This is a genomic window from Candidatus Krumholzibacteriia bacterium (genome assembly GCA_029865265.1).
Lineage (GTDB): Bacteria > Krumholzibacteriota > Krumholzibacteriia > WVZY01 > JAKEHA01 > JAKEHA01.
The window spans coordinates 1-21,622 of record JAOUHG010000031.1 but is presented as its reverse complement, the minus strand read 5'-3'; the positions used below and the strand labels follow the sequence as shown (position 1 = coordinate 21,622).

At 64.5% G+C, this 21,622-nt stretch carries 22 protein-coding genes; 10 read left to right on the top strand and 12 right to left on the bottom strand.

Annotation, left to right across the window (positions count from 1 at the left end):
• Positions 1–17 precede the first annotated feature (17 nt).
• The 3 genes from OEX18_12300 to OEX18_12290 all read left to right on the top strand — a co-directional run bounded on the left by OEX18_12300 (position 18) and on the right by OEX18_12290 (position 4,464).
• Positions 18–683: an OmpA family protein gene (locus OEX18_12300; GenBank protein ID MDH4338045.1), complete on the top strand. Its 666-nt coding sequence runs from the start codon at positions 18–20 to the stop codon at positions 681–683.
• 7 nt (positions 684–690) lie between these two features.
• On the top strand, positions 691–1,347 hold the full coding sequence (locus OEX18_12295; protein MDH4338044.1) for a bifunctional 4-hydroxy-2-oxoglutarate aldolase/2-dehydro-3-deoxy-phosphogluconate aldolase: 657 nt from the start codon (positions 691–693) through the stop codon (positions 1,345–1,347).
• Positions 1,348–1,455: 108 nt separating this feature from the next.
• Complete coding sequence (locus OEX18_12290; GenBank protein ID MDH4338043.1) at positions 1,456–4,464, top strand: T9SS type A sorting domain-containing protein; 3,009 nt, start codon at positions 1,456–1,458, stop codon at positions 4,462–4,464.
• Positions 4,465–4,544: 80 nt separating this feature from the next.
• Here the strand turns inward: OEX18_12290 and OEX18_12285 are convergent, their stop codons facing one another.
• From OEX18_12285 to OEX18_12270, 4 genes are all read right to left on the bottom strand, one after another.
• On the bottom strand, positions 4,545–4,730 hold the full coding sequence (locus OEX18_12285; GenBank protein MDH4338042.1) for an Arc family DNA-binding protein: 186 nt from the start codon (positions 4,728–4,730) through the stop codon (positions 4,545–4,547).
• Between the two features lie 14 nt (positions 4,731–4,744).
• A complete protein-coding gene (locus OEX18_12280) occupies positions 4,745–5,620 on the bottom strand; it encodes an SPFH domain-containing protein (GenBank protein MDH4338041.1) in 876 nt (291 codons plus the stop codon).
• Positions 5,621–5,732: 112 nt separating this feature from the next.
• Positions 5,733–6,569, bottom strand: coding sequence for an ABC transporter substrate-binding protein (locus OEX18_12275; GenBank protein MDH4338040.1), 837 nt, complete (start codon positions 6,567–6,569; stop codon positions 5,733–5,735).
• A gap of 60 nt (positions 6,570–6,629) precedes the next feature.
• Entirely contained in the window at positions 6,630–7,178 is a 549-nt protein-coding gene (locus tag OEX18_12270) for a hypothetical protein (protein ID MDH4338039.1), read from the bottom strand.
• Between the two features lie 37 nt (positions 7,179–7,215).
• On the opposite strand from OEX18_12270, the gene OEX18_12265 reads away from it, so the two are divergent.
• Positions 7,216–7,824, top strand: a complete 609-nt coding sequence (locus OEX18_12265) for a uridine kinase (GenBank protein ID MDH4338038.1) — start codon at positions 7,216–7,218, stop codon at positions 7,822–7,824.
• 52 nt (positions 7,825–7,876) lie between these two features.
• Here OEX18_12265 and OEX18_12260 read toward each other — a convergent pair whose 3' ends face one another.
• Positions 7,877–9,028: an aminotransferase class V-fold PLP-dependent enzyme gene (locus tag OEX18_12260; GenBank protein MDH4338037.1), complete on the bottom strand. Its 1,152-nt coding sequence runs from the start codon at positions 9,026–9,028 to the stop codon at positions 7,877–7,879.
• 131 nt (positions 9,029–9,159) lie between these two features.
• Between OEX18_12260 and cobO the strand changes: the two genes are divergently transcribed.
• Positions 9,160–9,720, top strand: a complete 561-nt coding sequence (gene cobO / locus OEX18_12255) for a cob(I)yrinic acid a,c-diamide adenosyltransferase (GenBank protein MDH4338036.1) — start codon at positions 9,160–9,162, stop codon at positions 9,718–9,720.
• A gap of 197 nt (positions 9,721–9,917) precedes the next feature.
• Complete coding sequence (locus tag OEX18_12250; GenBank protein MDH4338035.1) at positions 9,918–10,436, top strand: hypothetical protein; 519 nt, start codon at positions 9,918–9,920, stop codon at positions 10,434–10,436.
• Positions 10,437–10,574: 138 nt separating this feature from the next.
• Here the strand turns inward: OEX18_12250 and OEX18_12245 are convergent, their stop codons facing one another.
• Positions 10,575–10,754 (bottom strand): DUF5989 family protein, encoded by a 180-nt coding sequence (locus tag OEX18_12245; protein ID MDH4338034.1) that lies wholly within the window; start codon positions 10,752–10,754, stop codon positions 10,575–10,577.
• Positions 10,755–10,898: 144 nt separating this feature from the next.
• On the opposite strand from OEX18_12245, the gene OEX18_12240 reads away from it, so the two are divergent.
• A complete protein-coding gene (locus tag OEX18_12240) occupies positions 10,899–11,693 on the top strand; it encodes an SDR family oxidoreductase (protein MDH4338033.1) in 795 nt (264 codons plus the stop codon).
• A 110-nt stretch (positions 11,694–11,803) separates the two neighbouring features.
• Here the strand turns inward: OEX18_12240 and OEX18_12235 are convergent, their stop codons facing one another.
• The 6 genes from OEX18_12235 to OEX18_12210 all read right to left on the bottom strand — a co-directional run bounded on the left by OEX18_12235 (position 11,804) and on the right by OEX18_12210 (position 18,613).
• Positions 11,804–12,694, bottom strand: coding sequence for a GAF domain-containing protein (locus OEX18_12235; protein MDH4338032.1), 891 nt, complete (start codon positions 12,692–12,694; stop codon positions 11,804–11,806).
• Between the two features lie 178 nt (positions 12,695–12,872).
• A complete protein-coding gene (locus tag OEX18_12230) occupies positions 12,873–13,883 on the bottom strand; it encodes a polysaccharide deacetylase family protein (GenBank protein MDH4338031.1) in 1,011 nt (336 codons plus the stop codon).
• 4 nt (positions 13,884–13,887) lie between these two features.
• Positions 13,888–15,474 carry a hypothetical protein gene (locus tag OEX18_12225; protein ID MDH4338030.1) on the bottom strand — a complete coding sequence of 529 codons (1,587 nt, stop codon included), beginning with the start codon at positions 15,472–15,474 and terminating at the stop codon, positions 13,888–13,890.
• A complete protein-coding gene (locus tag OEX18_12220) occupies positions 15,471–16,739 on the bottom strand; it encodes a glycosyltransferase (protein ID MDH4338029.1) in 1,269 nt (422 codons plus the stop codon). The genes OEX18_12225 and OEX18_12220 overlap by 4 nt, the downstream gene beginning before the upstream one ends.
• A complete protein-coding gene (locus tag OEX18_12215; GenBank protein MDH4338028.1) occupies positions 16,739–17,125 on the bottom strand; it encodes a hypothetical protein in 387 nt (128 codons plus the stop codon). Before OEX18_12215 ends, OEX18_12220 begins: the two co-directional genes overlap by 1 nt.
• Before the next feature lie 171 nt (positions 17,126–17,296).
• On the bottom strand, positions 17,297–18,613 hold the full coding sequence (locus OEX18_12210; GenBank protein MDH4338027.1) for a T9SS type A sorting domain-containing protein: 1,317 nt from the start codon (positions 18,611–18,613) through the stop codon (positions 17,297–17,299).
• Positions 18,614–19,329: 716 nt separating this feature from the next.
• Here OEX18_12210 and OEX18_12205 point away from each other — a divergent pair.
• The 3 genes from OEX18_12205 to OEX18_12195 form a co-directional block, all read left to right on the top strand.
• Positions 19,330–20,196, top strand: coding sequence for an ATP-binding protein (locus OEX18_12205; GenBank protein MDH4338026.1), 867 nt, complete (start codon positions 19,330–19,332; stop codon positions 20,194–20,196).
• 142 nt (positions 20,197–20,338) lie between these two features.
• Positions 20,339–20,830, top strand: coding sequence for a hypothetical protein (locus OEX18_12200; protein MDH4338025.1), 492 nt, complete (start codon positions 20,339–20,341; stop codon positions 20,828–20,830).
• A gap of 35 nt (positions 20,831–20,865) precedes the next feature.
• Positions 20,866–21,622 (top strand): nucleotidyltransferase (locus OEX18_12195; protein ID MDH4338024.1); only part of this gene is annotated, 757 nt, incomplete at its 3' end.

The following is a 21,622-nucleotide window of genomic DNA, read 5'->3' as shown; positions in this document are numbered from 1 at the left end:
ACTCACCTGGAGGACATATGAAGACGCTCGTCAAATGTGGCATTGCAGTCGTCGTGACCATTGCGCTGGGTTGTTCGTCCATGAGCAACACCCAGAAGGGCGCCATTGGCGGCGCGGCCGCGGGCGCGGCCATCGGCGGCGCCATTGGCCATCAGTCGGGCAACACCGCCGTGGGTGCCATCATCGGCGCCGCGGTGGGCGGTGCGGCCGGCGCCTACATCGGCAACTACATGGACAAGCAGGCCGCCGAGATGGAGAAGGATCTCGAGGGCGCAAGAGTGGAGCGCATCGGCGAGGGTATCAAGATCACGTTCGACTCCGGGCTCTTGTTCGACGTGGACAAGTCGGATCTCAAGCAGGCCAGCCGGGATAACCTGACCAATCTGGCGGTGATTCTCAACAAGTACCCGGATACGAACATTCTGCTCGAGGGCCACACCGACGCCACCGGCACCAATGAACACAATCTGGATCTTTCCAAGCGCCGTGCTCAGTCGGTTGCCAACTACCTCGCCGGGCAGAAGGTGATGGAGCCGCGCTTCACCATCATGGGTTACGGCGAGGATCAGCCCATCGCGAGCAACGAAACCGCGGACGGCCGCGCGCAGAACCGCCGCGTGGAAGTGGCCATCTACGCCAACGACAAGCTCAAGAAAACGGCCGAGAAGCAGGCCGGCAACTAGGAGTTTCATGCACACACACACCGCCCCCGATGCAGTTGAGCTCACGCTGCGCGACGTTCTCGCGGACGGCGTGTTTCTGTGCGTTCGTCTCGGGGCTGGCGCGCCGCTGGTCGACGCCTGCCGCGCCGCGGTGCGCGGCGGGCTGTCGGTGCTGGAGATCACACTCACGACGCCCGGTGCGTTGCGCGCCATCGAGGCCATGGCAAAGGAAGCCGGCGCCATCCCCGGCGGCGGCACCGTGCTGACGCCCGACGACGCGCGCCGCGTGGCCGATGCGGGCGGGCGTTTTGCCATGTCGCCGGTATTCGATCCGGACGTGGTGGACGAAGCGCACCGCCTGGGGCTGCTGGCGATTCCGGGCACCTCGACGCCCACCGAAATTCTCGCCGCGCACCGCGGCGGCGCACGCCTGGTGAAGGTGTTTCCCGCCGCGGCGCTCGGTGGACCGGCCTACATCCGCGCGGTGCGCGGACCGCTGCCCGATATCCCGCTGGTGCCCACCAACGGCATAACTCCCGATACCGTAGCCGACTACCTCGCCGCGGGAGCGGTCATGGTGGGTGTGGGGGGCGACGTGTTTCCACCGGGCTTCAGCCTGGAACACGTGGAAGCAGCGTCGCGCCGGGTGCGCGCCGCAATGAACGCCGCGCGCGCTGCGCGCTGACCCGCCCCGGGGGGGGTGTTCACCCCGGGGCAACGGGTGTATAATTCTCACCGTCCAGTCAATCTGAATTGCCGACCGCAGTTCACCCTCCACTCCGGAGGTAATGCCATGGCAAGGGCAGCATGGTTCCTTCCCGCCATCCTGTGCGCGGGTATCCTGGCCGCGAGTTCCGCCCCCGCCCGCGAGGGGCTCCGCAGTCCCGAACCCACACCGGTCGAAGAATTCAGCCGCCCCGCATCCCGGATGCTTGATTCCGGCGCGCTGTTCTCCAGTGCGGCGGCCACCACCACGGTTCTCTACTCCGTCTCTTTTGACATTGGCGCCAGCTGCAACGACATGGGCTGGACCAGTGTGGACAACACGGCGCAACCCGGCGTGTTTTTCCACGTGGATGACTATGCGGGGTTGAATCCCGCGGAGATGTTCCCACTCAGGGGCGCAAAGTCCATGTGGTGCGGGGCGCGACCGCAGACCGTTGGCCCGTTGTGCAACTACAGGACGCTTCCAGGCTACGGCAACGGATGGGATCAGTCGTTTGCCACCAAGAACTGCATCCCGGTTTCCGGTGACGGAATTCTCAACGTCAACCTGATCATTCGCGCGGAGTCCGAGCCGGGCTATGACTTCACGTTCACGGAGTACACGCTCGATTGCACCGGCGCGGATGGATGGACGCAGCTCTCCACCACCACCTATTATGACCCGGTTCCCATCGACGGCGACTTCGACATCGGAACCACGGGACCCATCAAGTTCCGCTTCCATTTCACGTCCGACGGGGCATGGTCGGACGAGGATGGCCTCTGGCCCACCAACGGTGCGGTGCACATCGACAGCCTCGCGGTCGAGGGCCTCGCGCTGGAGGACTTCGAGGACGAAGACGTCGGTGCCAGCGAAACCCAGGACTGGGTAGCGTACGGCAAGCCGGGTTATGGCACCACGGCCTCCCTGGTACTGGGCGCATCCACCCTCCAGGAGGACCCGTGTGTCACGGACCTCTCGTGCATGTGGGCGTTCTTCGTCGGCTCAACCGAGCGGTACAACTGCGGCCTGACCCATCCCGAGCAACTCGCGGTTCCGAAGGGCAACAGTCGCGGCCAGTTCATCAACAACTTCATCATCTCTCCCGACATCCCGCTGATCGGGAGCGGCAACGAAATCAATCTTGAGTTCGACGTGTACCGCGACATGCCGCTCGACAACCTCGTGTTCTATAACTGGGAAGTACGCAATGTCACCACCGGGTGCCCGGAGAACTGGCAGAACCGGACGTCGGTCTATTATGGCGCCCAGAAGGACTGGCTCCGGATGATCCAGCCGGTGGGCGACCTCCTCAACCAGGCCACCGCCACGCACTTCACCGTGGGCCTGTGGGTGTGGGACGGGTGCGAGTTCTGGTGCGGCCAGGTGGGCACTGGAGCGTGCCACAACCACGCGCCGCTCTTCGACAACGTGAAGGTCTACCGTGTTGCTCATGAGGGACCGGCCTGGAGCGTGCTTGACCGATACCAGTTCCAGGACAACTTCGCCACCGACGGCACGCTCACCGGCACGGTGCGCGCCGACATCGCGTACGACCTCCTGCCAAATTCCAATCCTGGCATCCTGCCCGGCGATTCCAGTGTGGTCCGGGTCGAGGACCGGACCGCGGGCCTCGCCACTGATCCTACCTATGGCGGCGCGGCGGTATACGCCTACGTGTCGGTATGGCCGCAGGGACAGACCGGAAAGTCGGGGGCGGGCCTCACCGACAACCCGGTGCGCTGGCCGGTGGTGGGCGCATGGACGGATGCAGCCGGTGTGGAGTGGACGTGTCTCCGGCTCGACAGCCTCCGCTGGCGCGGGAACGTGGGACCGGACTACTGCCTCGACCTCAACGACGATCTCTTCACGCCCGGGGACACCATTTGTTTCTTCTATGCCGCAAAGAACACGAACGGTATTGAGACGTGTGCGTTTGGAAGTGATCTCATGCTCCAGACAGACGACCGCGAAGAAGCGGCGTCCAACCCGGGTGAGTTCACCTGCCTGCCCGCCGGGGGCTACAACCGCGGCGGCGACATTCTCTACGTGGACGGCATGGACGGCCGTGGCGCGCAGCCGGCCTTCGACCTCGCCTTTGCGGCGCTGGGGATCGACGGCAAGGTGGACCGATACGACGTGCGTGCGCCATCGTCCAAGTTGGGCAATCGCCCCGCCGGTCGTGTGGCCAATGTTTCCACCCAGCTCGTTGGACCGTACCGCAAGATCCTGTGGGATACCGGCAACGTATCGGTGACACTGGGTGACGGCGGTGGCAACCCCGAGAAGACCGACGACTACGGCCTGCTCAACGCGTTCCTGGACGGCCTCGCGGAGGACGGCGGCGTCTACCTGTGCGGCGACGACCTGGCGGACGCGCTGAACGGATACGCGGGCGCTTCGGCGATTGCGTTCCGGACCACCAACATGCCGTTCGTGTTGACATCGAACGACCACCGACCGTCGTTTGGCATCTCGCCCACCGGCACGTCGACCGGACTGTGCTTCACCAGCGACCCGACGTTCACGGTGCAGGGCGGGTGCCCGCTGCTCAACGACTTCGACGTGCTCGAGCCGTCGGGCTCGAGTGCCATGGAGATCGCGTACGGCGCACCGGCCGGAACCAACGGTGGCGTGCTGTCCAACGCGCGGGTCAACGGCAACACCGCCACCGTGGGCGTGCTGATGTCGGGCTTCGGCTTCGAGTACGTTGCCGACGATGATTTGAACGGTGTCAGCGATCGCGCCGATCACCTGCACGACATCATTACGTGGCTCGGTAACACGGTGGGTGGTGCAACGGGGGCGGGACCGTCGTATCAGACGACGCTGTCACAGAACTATCCCAACCCGTTCAACCCGCAGACCACCATCGGGTTCTCGGTGAAGGCAAGCGGACGCGTGCGCCTGGCGATCTACGACGTATCGGGTGCGCTGGTGCGCGAGCTGGTCAACGGCGACCGCGACCGCGGAAGTTACACGGAAACGTGGGACGGGCGCGACGCGCGCGGCGCGGCGGTGGCAACGGGCGTCTACTTCTACCGGCTGGAGACATCCGACCGGGCGCTGAGCCGCAAAATGGTGCTGCTGAAGTAACGCGCGGAGGAGCGGTATCGCGCGCCCCATGCGACACGAAGAAGGGCGGAGGGTCTTGCGACTCTCCGCCCTTCGTGTTACTACGCCGGCTTTGAGTCGTCCGGTGGCTCCGGCGCCATCGGCTTGCCGCGCCGTTTGCGCAGCGCCTCGCGCAGGATGTACTCGATCTGTCCGTTCAGGCTGCGCAGATCGTCCTTGGCCCAGCGGTTTAGCTCGTCGAGCAGCTCCTCCGGCAGTCTGAGCAGGTACGATTTCCGTCCGGACATTCCGTCTCACATTCCTACTGGTACAGTGTTCCCGTGTTTACCACCGGCTGCGCCGCGCGGTCGCCGCACAGCACCACCAGCAGATTGCTCACCATGGCCGCGCGCTTTTCGTCGTCCAGGTTGATCATCTTGTGCTCGTCGAGGCGCTCGAGCGCCATCTCCACCATGCCCACCGCGCCGTCCACGATGCGCGTGCGCGCGGACACGATGGCGTCGGCCTGCTGGCGCTGCAGCATCGCGGAGGCAATCTCCGGTGCGTAGGCCAGGTGGCTCAGGCGCGCCTCGTCCACCCTCACGCCGGCCAGGCCGACGCGCTCCTGCAACTGCCGGGTGAGCGACTCGGACACCTCGTCCATGCTGCCGCGCAACGACAACTGCCCGTCCTCGGTGGTGTCGTAAGGATACTCGCTGGCCAGGTGGCGGATGGCCGACTCGCTCTGCACGGTGACGTAGTGGGTGAACTCATCCACGTCGAACACCGCCTGTGCGGTGTCGATCACGCGCCACACGATGACCGATGCGATCTCGATGGGGTTACCGCGCGCGTCGTTTACCTTCACCTTCTCCGCGTTGAGGTTGCGCAGGCGCAGCGACACCTTCTCCTTCTTGTAGAACGGGTTGGCCCAGTGGAAGCCGCTGGTCTTCGCCGATCCTGCGTACTTGCCGAACAGGACCAGCACCACCGCCACATTGGGCTGCAGCGTGAAGAAGCCCGTCAACAGGACGCTCCACACCATGACCGCCAGCGACCACGTGATGATGAAGGACGGGGTTGCCCCCATCGTGACGATCTCTTTGAACCAGAAGCCCAGTGCAATGCCTGCAATGAGAAGCACCGGAAGCATCAACCAGCCACTCAGGGGATGAACTTCTTTTTCCCGCGTAACCATGGAATTTCCTCCTTCACGGAAAAGCTATGATTAGCATATCAAGATGATATCATGTCGTCAAGGGGGTTGCCGGGACAAAAAACGGCAACCTATTTAGTGGCAGGAAGTTAAATCAGACCCAGAGGATATCGAGATCGGGGGTGCGATCGAGGATTCCCGCCCCGACCGCCCGGGTGAAGAGGGTCTCCAGGGCGCGGCGTCCGTCGTCGCCCATGTCGACCGTGTCTTCGTTGACGTACATGCGCACGAACGCGCGGCAGGTCTCGCGGTCGACGCCGCGGCCGAACTGCATGGCGTAGTCGACCGCGTCGTCTTCGTGGGTGCGCGCGAGCACGATGCTCTCCTTGAGGCCGCGCGCCACCGAGTTCATGGTTGCGTCACCGAGGCCGCGGCGGATCACGTCGAGTCCCAGCGGAATGGGAAGGCCGGTGTCTTCCATCCACAGGTCGCCGAGATCCGCAATCTTGTGCAGCCCGCTCTCGGGCCAGGTGAGCTGCCCCTCGTGGATGACGACACCCGCGTCGACACTGCCCGACGCGATCGCATCCATGATGGCCTCGAAGTCCATGATCACCGGTTCGAACGGTGCGGGCATGTACAGGCGGAACAGCAGGTACGCGGTGGTGTGCTCGCCCGGGACGGCCACGCGCAGGCCCTTGAGGTCCGGCATGGTGAGCGACTTGCGCGCCAGCACCACCGGACCGTAGCGGCGGCCCACCGATGCGCCGCAGGACATGATGCGGTAGAGCGATGCCACCGTGGGGTACGCGGCCGCGGATATCGCGGTGACGTCCAGCTCGGCGCCACGCGCCCGGCGGTTGAGGGTCTCGATGTCCTCGAGCACGTGGTCGACGGCGTAGCCCTCGACCTTCACGCGCCCGGAGGCCAGTCCGTAGAACATGAACGCGTCGTCCGCGTCCGGGCTGTGACCGATGGAGAGTTTCTTCATGATGTCCCGCAATCTTCTATTGTGTGAGTGGAATGAAATCCGCCGCGCAAGCGGCGCTGCTTAGCGAAGCACTTCGAACCACGAAGCCGCGACCACGCGCGCATCGCCGCCCTCGCTGAGCGCTTCGATTTCGAGCCAGTAGACCCCGGGCGGAAACTGCCCCGCAAAGAGCTTCAACATGAAGCGGCCGTCGTCGAAGTAGTGTGCATCAATCGTGTCCCGGAAGCGCTCGTCGCCCTTGTCGTTGCGGATGACCACGGCGTTGCCGCCGGGGGCCGGCGCGATACGATCGAGGTCGACGCCCACCACCAGCGCGGGAATCCGCTTCATGTCCAGCACAGCGTCGTGGGTGCGGGCCGGCCGCACCACGCCGTCTTTGCCGGCGATGCGGATGGGGAGTTCCTGCAGGGGGTCGCGCGAGGACACCACGTCGAGCGGCGCCCACTCCGCCACCCGCTGGCCGCGCTCCACGCTGAGAAACACCAGCGCCGCCACGACCAGCACGATGCCGAGGAGCGTTGCCCGGACATTGCGGCTCGTGCCCGCAATCCGCCCGTAGACGCCCGGGGACCGGACCCGGACCGACTCCGAGAAACTTCGGGTCGCCATAGCCAGCCATGCTAGCACACTGTGCTACGATTCCGCCATGAGCCGGTCATCCGTCCCCCATGTCGTCGCCATCGCCGGGCCCTCCGGGTCCGGAAAGACGTCACTGGCGCGGCTGCTGGCCGCCGGCGTCCCGGGTGGCGGGGTGGTGGTGGCGCTGGATGCCTACTACCGGGACCAGCGCGGCGTCCCCGACGACCAGATCAACGTGGACGTGCCCGACGCGCTGGACCACGCGCTGTTGATACGGCAGGTGGCCGCGCTCGCGGCCGGCCAGCCGGTCCGGCAGCCCGTCTACGATTACGCCACCCACGCGCGCCTGGACGACACCAGGCGGGTCGATCCGGCACCGTTTGTCATTGTGGAAGGACTCTTCGCGCTGTACTGGTCCGATGTGCGCGCCGTGGTCACCACGCCGGTCTACCTGAACCTCGCGCACGATGCGTGTCTCGCGCGGCGCGTTGCGCGCGACGTCGCCGAGCGTGGCCGGGAAGCGGACGCCGTGCGCCAGCACTACCAGCGCAGCGTGCGCCCCATGTACGACCGGCACGTCCATCCCACCCGCGCCTACGCCCGCCTCTTGCTCGATGCCACCCAACCGCTCGAAGCGCTCGTGGAGAAGACCCTCGCCGCCCTCGCCGTCCGCTGATCCCGCGCCATGTAACCGGTTGCCCGGCCATCCGGACCGTGTGAACGGGGTATTAGGCAGAAATGAAATTGCGGCGCATGCGCTCGACGATGGCGGGGACGTGCTGGATGCAGGCGTCAATATCCTCGCACGTGGTGAGCGAACTCATTGAAAAACGAAGGCACGAAGCGGCCTCCTCCGGCGAGAGGCCCATGGCGCCCAGCACATGGGAGGGAAGCCCGGCGCCCGATTTGCACGCCGAACCGGCGGAGCAGCAGATGCCCACCTCGTCCAGCAGCACCAGCATGGCGTTGCCGTCGATGCCCGCAAAGCCGATGTTGGACGTGTTGGGCAGGCGTTCCGAGGCGATGCCGTTGACGAACGAGTCGGGGACGAGGTCCAGCAACTCGTGCTCGAAGCGATCGCGTAGTGCGCGCACCTCGGTATGGTAATGCACCAGATTGCCCGCCGCGTGCTCGCAGGCCACGCCCAGCGCCGCGATACCCGCCACGTTCTCCGTACCCGGCCGCCGGCCGCGCTCCTGGCTCCCGCCCAGGAATACCGGCGCCCACCGGGTGCCCTTGCGGATGTACACGGCGCCCACGCCCTTGGGGCCGTGAAACTTGTGCCCCGAGAGGGCCAGGAAGTCCACCCCCAGCGCCTTCACGTCGATGGGCAGCTTGCCCACGCCCTGTACCGCATCCACCAGCACGGGAACGTCGCGCCCGTGCGCAATCTCCACGATGCGGTCGATGGGGAAGATGACGCCGGTTTCGTTGTTGGCGAACATGGTGGCGACGAGCGCGGTGTCGTCGCGCAGTGCCTTGCGCAGCGCGTCCAGGTCCAGCCGTCCCGCACGGTCCACCGGGAGGATGGTGACGTCGAAGCCCAGCGCGCCGTAGCGCTTGACGGGGTTGAGCACCGCGGAATGTTCCACCGCGGTCGTAATGATGTGTCGCTTGTTGCGGTTCATCTCCACCACGCCACGGATGCCGATGTTGGTGGACTCGGTGCCGCTACTGGTGAACACGATCTCGGTGTCGGTGGCGCCGAGCAGCGACGCCACCTTGACGCGCGCGTCGCGAACGGCCGACGCCGGTTTGTCGCCCATGCAGTGCGGGCTCGACGGGTTGCCGTAGTGCTCGGTGAGGAACGGCCGCATGGCCTCGAACACCTCGGGCAGCACCGGCGTGGTGGCGTTGTTATCCAGATAGATCGTGCGCATATGTTGGTTCTCACCCCCGGGGGGGGGGAGTGCGGCCCTCGGCGCTTGCCGTCGAGGATGGACGCATGCTATTTTAAAGCCCGCACGCCGCCGTTACAACCCGAATCCGCCGCCGTTTCCCGGGTCGCACCATGCCATCCAAAGCGTCCTCAAGCAAAAAAAAGAACCCCAAAGGCCGCCGCGTGGGACTCGTCATCGTCCACACCGGCAACGGCAAGGGCAAGACCACGGCGGCGCTGGGCACGGCCATGCGCGCGGTGGGTGTGGGCTTCAAGGTGAAGATCATCCAGTTCATCAAGGGGTCGTGGGACTACGGCGAGCTGCACTCGGCGCAGAAGCTGGGCATCGAGATGGTGCCGATGGGCGAGGGCTTCACTTGGGAGACGAAGAACCGCGAGCGCGACACCGCGGTGGCGTGGAAGACGTGGGAGGCGTGCCGCGACGCCATCGCGGCCAAGCAGCACGACCTGCTGGTGTTCGACGAGATCAACAACGCCATTGCCTACGGCTACCTCGACATCGAACCGGTGCTCGCGGCGCTGCGCAAAAAGCCGAAGGACATGCACGTCATTCTCACCGGCCGCGATGCCCACCCCGACCTGATTGCATTCGCCGACCTGGTCACCGAGATGCGCGAAATCAAGCACCCCTTCCAGCGCGGCATCTACGCCCAGCGGGGCATCGAGTACTGAGCGGGCGATGGGGCTACTCGCCTTTTCTCTGTTCGTGTTGCTCGCGCAAACACCCATCGCGCGGTTCCATCCCGAACGCGAACTCGATTCGCTACTGAGTTGCGACCGTGTAGCCCTGGGTACGGTGTATCGGACGGGGCAGCGAATGGTTGTTGGTCTGGTTTGGGAAAGCTCGTTGTTGGGGGGGGATGTACCGGGTGCGTGATGACCGCGTACGCTTTGTTGAGGGCCGGAGCGGCTGGCAGCAACAAAACGACGGTCTCTACTTGAAGGATCTCGGCGAGATTCGCGGGCGTCTTGCCGCAGCGAATCCGCGTCGCGTCATGAGAGAAGCGGAAATTGTGGTAACCGGGTGCCTGCGCCGCGAGGAACATCGGTACGCGACGGCCCCTGACGGGACGGAGTACGCGTTGATTGAATTGCACCTTTCTGAGGTGCGCAGCGTTGGTGGCGAGCCCCTGGACTCAACCATCCAGATCGCAGCGATCGCGAGCGGCGACTACTGGCCGGAGTGGCGGTACGACAGTACCCGGCCGCGGGTCACGACGGGGAGGGACTACTGCGTCGCCCTGCAACGCGTCGATGATGGCTTCGTGGTTCCATGGGGGATTAACGGCATGTTCGAAGTCAGGGATGGGATGCTGTACTTTGCGGGCCGAACCCCCACGGGTTTGAGCCTGGAAGATGTCCGCACCGAGAGAGGCGGAAGGCACTGAGGTTCCTCAGAAAGCTTGTGAAAAAAGTGTGTACTCCCACAGTGGGAGTGAATGTAAAGACGCGCGGACGCGGAACGAAAACGGGCGGCGGCTCGAAAGCCACCGCCCGTTGCGACTCCTGCTGGTGTGCCCCGCGCTCTAGAACAGCGCGTAGATGAACGGGGCCAGCGCCGATCCTTCGGTGAAGACGATCAGGACGCCGAGCAGCATGAGAAAGATCATGATCGGGCCGAGCCACCACTTCTTGCGGACCTTCATGAACGCCCAGAGCTCGCCGAACATTCCAAAGCGGCTCCTCATGTCCTTCATAACGCTCATTGCGTGCAACTCCTGCGGCTGTGAGGTCGATGCTGTGAAACGGCCGCGGGCACCTTTTCAGGGCGCCCGGGACCATCTATTATAGCCGAACGGCGGGGCGCCTGTCCACGGGGTGGGGGCCGCCGGAAACCACGGAGGAAATCGATGGAACTCGGCATCAGGGGGCGCGCGGCGCTGGTCGCCGCGGCCAGCCAGGGGCTCGGATACGCGTGCGCGCTGGAGCTGGCGCGCGAGGGGGCGTCGGTGGCCATCTGCTCGCGCGACGAGGGGCGCATCAACGACGCGGCACGCCGCATTACCGCCGCGGTGCCGGGTGCGAAGGTGCTCGCGTCCGCGGTGGATCTGTCGAACGCAGAGGCGTGCGCGGCGTTCGTCGAAGAGGCCGCCGCGGCGTTCGGTAAACTGGATATCCTGGTCACCAATTCCGGTGGCCCGACACCGGGTTCCTTCGACCAGGTCAGCCTGGACGACGTGCGTCGCGGGGTGGACTCCACCCTCATGAGCGCGCTGGCTCTCATGAGCGCCGCCGTCCCGCACCTGCGCGCCAACGGCTGGGGCCGCATCGTCAACATCCTCTCCTCCACGGTCAAGCAGCCGCGCGTGAACCTGCTGGTCTCCAACACCATGCGCCCCGGCATCCTGGGATTCTCCAAGTCCATCTCGCTGGAACTCGCCGCGCAGGGGATCACGGTGAACAACGTGGCACCGGGCTTCACCAGGACGGAACGTCTCGACGAGCTCGCGGCGCACACCGCGGCAACGAAAAGCGTCGAGGCAGAGAGCGTGTTTGCGGAGTGGGAGAGAACGATCCCCGCGCAGCGGCTGGGGCGGCCGGAGGAGCTGGCGGCGGTGGTGGCGTTCCTGTGCTCGGAACGCGCGAGCTATGTGACCGGCGTCACCATCCAGGTAGACGGCGGCGCCATCCAGAGCCTGCTGTAGAAAGAGCGGGGCGCACGCGACATCGGGGGAAGCAGCACGGCGGCGCGATTTCAAATGTTTCGCGCGAGGATCATGAGCGGAGGAGCGATGCCTCTTGCCGCTTGAAGTGCCTACAGATCGTTGATCTCGCTGGGTGTCGCCGACTGCGCCGCCGGGATCACGGTGGAGACGCCCGCACGGTCCTTCTGGTCCTGAAGGTGCTGGATGGTGGCGCGCATCCACGCGGCCTGCTCCGTGTGCCGCACCGCGACGCCCACGTTTTCCGCGAACACCTGCAGCGCGCGCATGTCCTCGTTGTCGAACACGGTCTGCTTGCTACGCGAGCTCACGTTGATCACGCCCACCAGTTCGTCGCGCATGATTATCGGAACCACCATGGCGGCGGTGAGATCCTTCTGCTTGAACTCGATGCCCGGATTGTCCGCCGGCTTGCCGCCGGGGAGAATCAGCAGCGGCTCGCGGCGCATGCCCACCCAGCCGGCGATGCCCACGCCCAGCTTCTGCCTGGTACCGATGATTCCCTCGGGGACCATCTTGCCACTGGCCGCGCGAACCTCGAGCGAATTGCTGTCCTTGTCGAAGATCATGAGGGAGGCCTGGTGGCACGCAAACACGCCCACGCAGGTGTCGGTAACGCAGGTAAAGACCGCGTTGACGTCGTTCTGCGCCACCATCATTTTGCTCACGTTGAGCAGCGCGTAGTCGCGTGCCCGCGCCTTTTCGGCGCGCTCGGCGATCTCGCGCTGGGCGGCTTCGTACAGCGCCCACAGGCGCATGAGATCCCTGCGCTGCAGCACCAGTCCGCCGGCCACTATCACCGAGCTGGCGGAAATGACCAGAAACGCCATCTGTGCGTTGGTCAGCAGGTCGAGCGGATCGAACTGTGCGGACAGTGAAGGCAGCGAGAAGAACAGACCGGTCGCGCCCATGGCGCAGACCATGACCAGGACGAACCAGTTCAGGTGCGTCCCGTGATGAATGCTTTTGCGTACCGACGACATGGACTCCCCCTTCGAGCGATGTATTCGGGTTTGTTCGAAGCGGCGAGCGCAAGTTGTGTGCCACCACCACTTCGCGGCGCACGGGCCCATTCCGGGCATCAGGCGGAAAAACCTGCCGCCCGCAGCCCGTGCGAGATGCAATTCGGAAAGGGAGGAGTTGGGGAGATCCCGCGAGTGGCTAGACGTCGGGACTGTACGTCCCGGAAATCATGGCGCGGAACACACGCAGGGATGTGCGCGCGGTGATGGTGTAGCGCGCAATCTCGAACGCGTCGGTGTCCGCGGTCACCGGTGTGGCGCGCAGGGGGGTGTTGGTGCCCAGGCGCAGCGAGCACGTGCGCGTAAAGCCAACTTCGCGCGCCACGCGGTCCACGCGCGGATTGCCGAAGCCGTACGGCCAGGCGAGGTAGGCGGGGGTGCGCCCGATGTGCTGGCGAATGGCGTCGCGCGAGCGAGTGAGGTCGGTTCGCACCAGTTCCTCCCATGAGGTCACGCCATCGACGGTTTCGCCGGGCCGCGTGGCAGCCAGGAACACCGGCTCGGCGTCGCCGCCGTCGTTGATCTTGTAGTGCAGGTCGTGCGTGTGCGACTGAATGTCAAACACGCCGCTCGCCTGCATCTCGCGCAGGCGGGCCCAGTCGAGCACGCGCACCTCGCCCCAGCGCTTTCCCACGTGGCCCGTCACCACGAAGACGGTTGCGCGCAACCCGAGGCGCTTGAGCACGGGGTAAGCGTAGTCGTACACGCTCTCGTCGGCGTCGTCGAAGGTGATGACCACCGGCCGCGGGGGCAGGTCGCGCAGGCCGATCTGCCACTCGTTCAGTTCGTCCAGGGTGATGGTGTTGTAGCCGCGGCGGGAGAGATACTCCATCTGCCGCTCAAAGCCGCCGGCGCTGGTGGTCCACAGCTCCGAGTTGTCCAGCAGCGGCAGGCTCAGCACCACGTAGCCGAATACGCGCGCGAGGCGGATGGGGTCGGACTTGCCGCGGATGTAGTGATAGCACAGCACCGGAACGTGCTCAACGCGGGCGTCCACCGACACGGTATCGCGGGCGCGGTCGGAACGCAGCTGTGAACCCGCGTTGCGGCCCGTCACCACCATGCGGCCCACGGTGAGTGCAAACGCCACCGCCACCACCACGGTTATAAGGAAGGCGATGTAGGCGTCGCGGCGTGTCATGTGAGACATGGTGCTATTTCCAGTGGAGATAATCCACCGTCACGTAGAAGCCGTTGGCCTGGTAGCCCTCGCGCGTGGAGAGCCGTGATTGAGACGCGTAGCCCCCCACCGTCACGCCGAGACCGCGCCACACCGCCCACGAGACCGAGGCACTGCCCGATCCCGCGGTAAACCAGTCGCCGCTGTCCTCCCGTTCCAGCGCGATGCGGCCGGAAACGGTGGCGCGAACCCGCGCGGAAAAGCGCATCTCCAGCGCGAGGTCCTCGTACAGGCTCAGGTACTGCCGGGGGTCGTAATAACCGTTGTCCTTGGTTTCGCTGAAACCGAAGATGGCAAACCCGGTGGTGGAGGTGAACCGGTTGTTGAAACCGGGCAGCCGCCAGAAGGGCTGCCAGGCGAGGCGCGTGCCGGCGCCGAGGCGGTTGTTGACGTCGCTGTACCACCCGGTCTCGAAGTTGGTGATCCACACCGCGTTGGTGGCGAAGCGCAAATCCAGCCCGGCCGACAGCTCGGTGAGCGAGATGCCGCGGTAGATGGCCTCGGGGTTCTGCAGCGACCCGTGGAAGAGCCCCACGTCGATTCGCGTCCAGTCGTGGGGGAGGAAAGTGGCGTAGCCGTCGAAGGTGAACAGGTTGAACTCGTCCTGCCAGTACGTCTCCGGCCCCAGCGCGCTGCGGTCGTACGCGTTCCACTGGTAGCCGGCCGCCGCGGTGAGCCCCACGTACTCGTTGAAGCGGCTCTGCAGCCCGGCCGCCAGCCAGTTGCGCGACACGTCGGGCAGCCCGGGCTGGGTGTACTTCGCGTGGCCGTAGTCGCCGAAGATGCGCGTCGCGTCCGCAATGCCGGTGCTCACCCGGAACGAGTGGGTGCGCCGCTCGATGTCGTCGCTGTCCTTGTTGCGATCGAACGCATAAGTGATACCGGGCGCGCGATCGCGCTCGATGTCGCGCTGGATGGACGCAAGCCCGGAAGTCATCCCGCCCTCGGCCATGACCTCGCGCGCCCAGTCGGGACGCCCGCCCCAGTAGTAGGCCTGCGCCAGCCCCTCGCGCGCGTCCGCGTTGCCGGGGAAGCGTTTCAGGATGTCGCTGTAGAGCCAGGTGGCCTCGCGGTTGCGCCCCGACCAGTTGACCACCTGCGCGCGCCCCAGCAGCGCGTCGATGTTGTCGGGATCGTCCTCGAGCACGCCGTTGTACATCGCCTCCGCCCGCCCGTGGTCGTCCTTCCAGCTGGTGAGCCGTGCCACACCGTTGCGCGCCTCGATGTTCTCCGGGTCGTATTCGAGCTGCTTCTCAAACCAGATCATCGAGGAGTCGGGCTGGTCCGCCCACATGTACTGGTGACCCAGCTCCACCGCCAGCTCTTCTTCCAGCGGGGGATACAGCTCGATGGTGCGCCGGTAGTAGCGAATGGCCTCCTGGTGGCGGTCGTTGTAGGCGGCCACACGCGCGCGGTCCAGCGTGGTGAGCGCGGCGGGGAGATTCTCCGCCAGCACCGGGTCCGGTATGGGCACGCCCGTTGTGTCCGCGGGCGCGGCCACGGCCGCGGACGCCGCCGACACGAGGACGAATATGATGAAGAGCGCGCGGCGCATCATCATTCGCCCCTCACCGGCTTCCAGCGCACCGGCTCCGCCTTGCGCATGCCCAGCATGGCGCCCGGCGTGGCGATGGAGGTGACGATGGCCATGATGATCCAGTACATCAGCGGGTAGAACACGGCGGTGAAGTAATAGAATGGAATGCGCCGGTCGTAACGCCGGTCGAGCAGCACACCGGTGAGCAACTGAATGAGGCACATGGTGCCAATCAACATACCCCACCAGTTGGGAATCGGCGAAGCACCCACCGGCGGGTAACCGATGGCGTAGCAGAAAATCCACAGCGAGGTCAGCACCACAAAGCAGTACGCCCAGGTGATGGAGAGCCAGGACTCGATCACCAACGGCCACAGGCGCCGGCGTCTCCACGTCATGGCGGAGGCGCCGTGGCGGCGCAGCACCTGGGCGAGACCGCGCGCCCAGCGCAGACGCTGGCGCCACAGTCCGCGCATGGTGGACGGCACGCGCATCCACACCACCGCGCGGGGCTCGTAGCGGATCTCCCACGAGCGCAGTTGCAGCTTCCAGGAGAGATCGATGTCTTCGGTGGCCATGTCGGGGCTGTAGAGCCCGGCGTCGAACAACGCGCTGCGGTGGAAGGCGCCCACCACACCGCTCATGGTGAGGATGCGTCCCCACACGCGCTGCGCGCGCCGCTGCAGCGAGATGATGGCTGTGAACTCGATTGCCTGCAGCTTGGCCAGAAGCGTATCGCGATTGAACACGCGCGGGTTACCGGTGACGGCACCCACGCGCGGCTGCTTGAAGTGGGGTGTCACGAAGCGCAGGATGCCGGGGTCGGGGATCGCATCCGCGTCCATGATGAGAATGATCTCGCCGGACGCGCAGCGCAGGCCGTCGTTGAGCGCCATGGCCTTGCCCTCGTTGCCCAGTTTGCGCACCAGGCGCACGCGGCCGTCGCGCACGTAGGGCAGGATGCGCGCGGTGGTTCCGTCGCTGCTGCCGTCGTCGATGACGATGACTTCGAAGTCGGGATAGTCGATGGCGAGAATACCGTCCAGGGTGGCCTGGATGTGCTCGCTCTCGTTGAAGGCGGCAATCACCACCGACGCCGAGGGGGTGTACTCGGCGTCGAGGAACGGCCGGATCTTTTTGGAGCTGCGCTCGCGGCGGGTGTAGTACAGCATCGACACCAGCACCAGCACGCCGCTCGACACCAGCGGATACCACGCGAAGAACGAGAGCGCCGCCAGGTAGACGAAGTTGCGCTCGATCGCTTCCAGGATGCCGATGATGTCGATCATCAGGCCTCGGGTACCTCGCCGGTCACGCGGAACATCTTGTGGCCGGCCGCGGACTTGTCGTCTTCCACCTGGATCACATGCACCTCGATGTAGCGCGCGGCCCGCAGCTCGGCGTCGTTGTGGGCCACAAAGGTCCGCCCCAGAAAATCCAACGACGGCGCGGGAATCTCGACCGGCCGGGTCACGCGCCGGGTGCGGCGTCCGAGCCGCACGTTGTACAGGATCCAGAAGAAGTCGAACACGGTTATGGACGCCACGATGATTCCCACCACCGAGAGCGCCCGCTTGGTCTCGTCGGTGACGGGTTGATTCATGACCAGGTGCCAGTAGTAGATGAATACCACCCACAACAGCACGCCCAGAATGATGTGCAGTGTCGTTCTCATAGTTCCCTGGAACGGCGCGAAAGTAGTTGAGTGCACGTCGCACTGGCAAGAACTGCAATGCCCGTGCCCCGGAGCGGAGGGGATTGTGTCATCGCGCGGGGGTGCGTTGTTCCCTGTTGTGCCCCGGCCCATGGGGGGAACGACCCGGCGGGCGCGCAAAAAGGCGCGGGGCTACTTGATCAGGACCATCTTCCGTGCTTGTGCCCCGGAAGCGGTTTCCAGGCGATAGAAGTACACGCCGGACCCCACCGCGCGGCCGTCGTCGTCGCGGCCATTCCAGGTGAGCGCAGTGACACCCGCATCGGCGACGCCGGAGAAGAGGGTGCGCACGGCGCGACCGCGCGCATCGTAGATGCGCAGCGTTGCGGTGCCGCGTGATGCCAACTCGAAGCGGATGGCGGTGGCGGGGTTGAAGGGATTGGGATGGTTGGGGTGCAGCGTGGCCGCGTTCACCGCCGCGGGGCGCACACCGGTCGATGTGCTGGAGAGGTTGTCGAGCGACCACACGTCGTTGCGATAGGCCACGTCGAAGCCGCCGAACACGACCATGCGATCGTTGGCGCCGTCATAGATACCGGCCGATCCGTAGCGCGCGCTGGGCGGCGTGCCCGCCGGCGCGAGTTGTGTCCACAGACCGGTCCACAGATCGAACACCCATGCGTCGTTCGCGTTCGATGGTGTCTGCCCGCCGAAGATGGTCGCACGATGATTGCCGGCGTCGTAGACGAGCGTGGCGAAGTAGCGGCCGGGCGGGTTGCTCGCCGGGGTGAGTTCCGTCCACGTGTCGGTGTCGAGATCCAGCGCCCAGATGTCACCCAGCGGACCGCCGTTCTGGCCGCCGTACATGATCATGCGGTGATTGACGGCGTCGTAGCACGCCGCGTGCAGGCAGCGTTCGATGGGACCGCTGCCGGGCGAGACGTCCGTCCAGGTGACGGCCTGGTCGTTGAAGCGCCACACGTCGTCGAAGCGCCCCTGAAAGGTGAAGCCCGCGAACGTCACCAGGTCGCGCGCTTTCGGATCCCACGTGTAGCCCACGCCGTAACGTATCGCGGGCGGCCCTCCGGCGGGCGCGTACTGCGACCACGTGTTGTCGGTGAGATCGAACGACCACACGTCGTTGAAGAACGTGCCGCCCTGACCCTGCCCCGACCACATGATCATCTGGTGGCCGTAGGGGTCGTAGACGCTCGCCGGCGTGATGCGCGCCGTCGGTGCGGGGGGGCCCGCGGCCGGAGTGAGGTTCTCCCAGGTGTTGGTGTCGAGGTCGAAGGCCCACACCTCGTTGCTGGTGGTGCCGGTGGTGCCGCCGAAGATCACCATGCGATGGTCGACCGGGTCGAGAATGGCCGACGCCTGGCGACGGCCCGTGGGCGCGGTGCCCACGGGGGTAATGTCGGTCCAAGTCTGCGCCCCCGCGTCGTAAACGACTGCGGACAGGGCAATTGCGGCAACGGTGGGCAATGCTCGAACGGTCCTGCGCGACATTGGCGGCCTCCAGCTGAAGTAACAATCCCCGTGAACGTATCTCCTACGAACCCCCCGCGCCAGTCAGATCACGGAGAAATTGCGCCAGGATTCGGGAACAGTTGCAGATCTGCGCGGCAACGCAACCCTGCCACTGCGTTGCCCTTTTGCCATTTGCGGCTGAAGGCACGAAAACCCAGGCCGGAGGACTATCCGGACCAGCCCAAGTCGTTTGGACAACACGTGAAGAAGCGACGGATGGATCTGGGACTCCTACAGAAGGATGTGGCCGTCCAGATGGGTGTCGACAAAGCGACGGTCGCGAATTGGGAGAAGGGAAAAACCCAGCCAGTGGTCCGGTACCTGCCGGGGATCATCCGATTCCTGGACTACAACCCGCTCCCGCCGGTCGGCGACACCCTCCGGGAGCGCCTCAAGGCGGCCCGCAGAGAGCAGAGGTCTGTCATGGAAGCGCCTGGCCAAACACCTCGGCGTCTGGGAAACAGCAGTACGAGATTAGGAGAACGGAACACACCATCCGACGAAATCACTATACGACCGACTCGGCCGTTTCTTGGAGCTTCACTGATACGGTGTGATCAACCGCCAATAAGTGCTCCTTATGGCTGGGTACGGAAGCCTTGCGGGTGAATGTATCAATTCCCACAAATCGCATGTCGAAAGGTGTAGGTCTGGACGATATCCTCAACTTCTGCGTAAATGGATGGGTGAACTCCATGAACGATGAAACTCATCGAATAGAACTCCAAGGCACCAAACTGGACACACCACAGGTTGACGGCCTGTTCGCAGCCGTGATGGCGGCAGGCGCTTCAATTTGCAGCGAAAAATTTCTCATCGATCTTTCCACCCACACGTTCGTGAACCCAGCAGGGATGACGGGTGTGGCGCTTGCGGTGAGAGTGCTGCGAGAACGGGGATGGTCGCCGGTTGTGCTTTTCCCGACATCTGATCAGGCGGCGGGCTATCTGTGTTACATGGGCGTCGATACAGTGCTCAAGGATATGGCCGAGTGCCGAAACGCTGATGGGCCGAAACACGCTGGTTCATCCGACGTGCTCCTCGAGCTGACCAAGATTGAGAAGTCGGCTGACGTGGAGGGAATTCGGCGCGAAATCCACGACCGCGTCACAGCTATTCTGCGCAATCAACTCAAATACAAAGAAAAAGACGTGCAGGCGTTCGCGGGCGTCATTTCGGAGCTTGCCCAAAACATCGTCGATCATAGCGCTGGCATTGGATACGTGGCCGCGCAAACCTACCGCTCTGCGCAGGGAAGGTTCGTTTACTTGAGTGTTGCGGATTCGGGGATCGGTTTACGAAACAGCCTTGCCGAACGGTTCCCCCAGGCGGCGAACTGGGAGGACACAGAGGTGATCGTTAACGCGATGCGACCGGAATTCTCTCGCTTTGCGAACCGAGGTCTCGGGCTAACTTTCGTTCGCAAAGTGTGCCTTGATTTCAAAGGCACGCTCCAGATCAGAACGGGCCGCACTCGGCTATATCTCCGGGCAGCCAAGGTCCACCCATTTACGGGCGATGCATTCCCCGGGACCCAGGTCGCCATCTCCTTCTTTCAGTAGGGGCTTGACGCCCATTCTTAGCTTGGCTATACTTACACTGTAAGCAGTGAAACTTATGACATTTCAGCGAAAAGTATCTAACTATCATGTTCCCAAAGGTTTTATTGGGGGGCGGGAGCGAGGGGGTGGCCTCCGCGAGGACGTGCTGGCTGCGCTCGTGTCGCGGACACCCGACGAAGTCATGGTGATCGACTTTCAGGAAATTGAGTTTTTGGACTTCTCGGCAGCCGACGAGTTCCTCACCGTTCTGGTCAGACGGGTCATCTCGGGCGAATTGGGCACCCGCAGATTCGTGCTGACGAACCTTAGTGACGCGGTTCGGGAGAATGTCCAGGCGGTGCTCGCGTTGCGGGGACTCCACTGCCTGGAACGACGAGCAGATGGCTCCGTGACTGTGCTCGGAAGAATCAGCCCGCCGCTCGCCCAAACATTGGACCATATCAATAGGATGGGACGGACGACATCCAACGAGGTTGCGAAGATGCTGGGCGACATTGAGCTTAACGCAGCCGCGAATCGCCTCAAGACTCTGGCCGATGCCGGCCTAGTCGTTGAGGATCCGACGACGTCGGGGGGAAGAGGCGCGCGCCGCATCTTCTACTCGGTCATGCCTGTTTCTGCGGAAGCGAACTAAGTGGCTCAAGCCACAAGGACAAAGGAAGTAAGTATATGTACAACACCCGAACCGAGAACCTCGATGCTCTTCTCTCAATAATCTGCGAGGAACTGCAGCTGCCAACCTCCGAGTACGATCGCGCAGAAGAGCACTATGTCGCCGTAGGCCACTGGCTGGATGCGGAAGGGAGTCTCCTGCGCTCATGGAAACCAGTGATCTACCCACAGGGTTCGTTTCGCATCGGCACAACGGTCAAGCCGCTCAAGGAGGACGAATTCGATCTCGATCTCGTGTGCGAGCTGCAGCTGGGTGAAGCGAACATTGCACCACTCTCAGTTCTCGACATGGTCGAGCGGCGTCTCCGCGATCACGGCACGTATCACAACATGATCGAGCGCAAGCGTCGATGCGTGCGGCTAACGTATGCGCATGAGTTCCACCTGGACATTCTCCCCGCGCGCCCCGACGGCCAAGCTTCTGGAACGCGCGTGCGCATACCAGACGGAGATCTGAGCATGTGGTTGCCGAGCGACCCGAGGGGATACGCGCGGTGGTTTGAAGGACAGGCCGAGAGAATCAAGCTCGCTCGCGTTGAACCCGTACCTGATCAGGAATCGGTGGCGGAGAAGAGCTCACTCCAGCGCGCTGTGCAGCTGCTTAAGCGATGGCGCGATCTGGCTTATCAGGACAACACGGACGTGGCCCCGCGCTCGATTGTACTGACAACACTTGCTGGCGAATGTGTGGTGGAGGCAACTTCAACGAGCGCTGCTCTTCGCGAGATCATCGACGGAATCACTATTCGAGTCG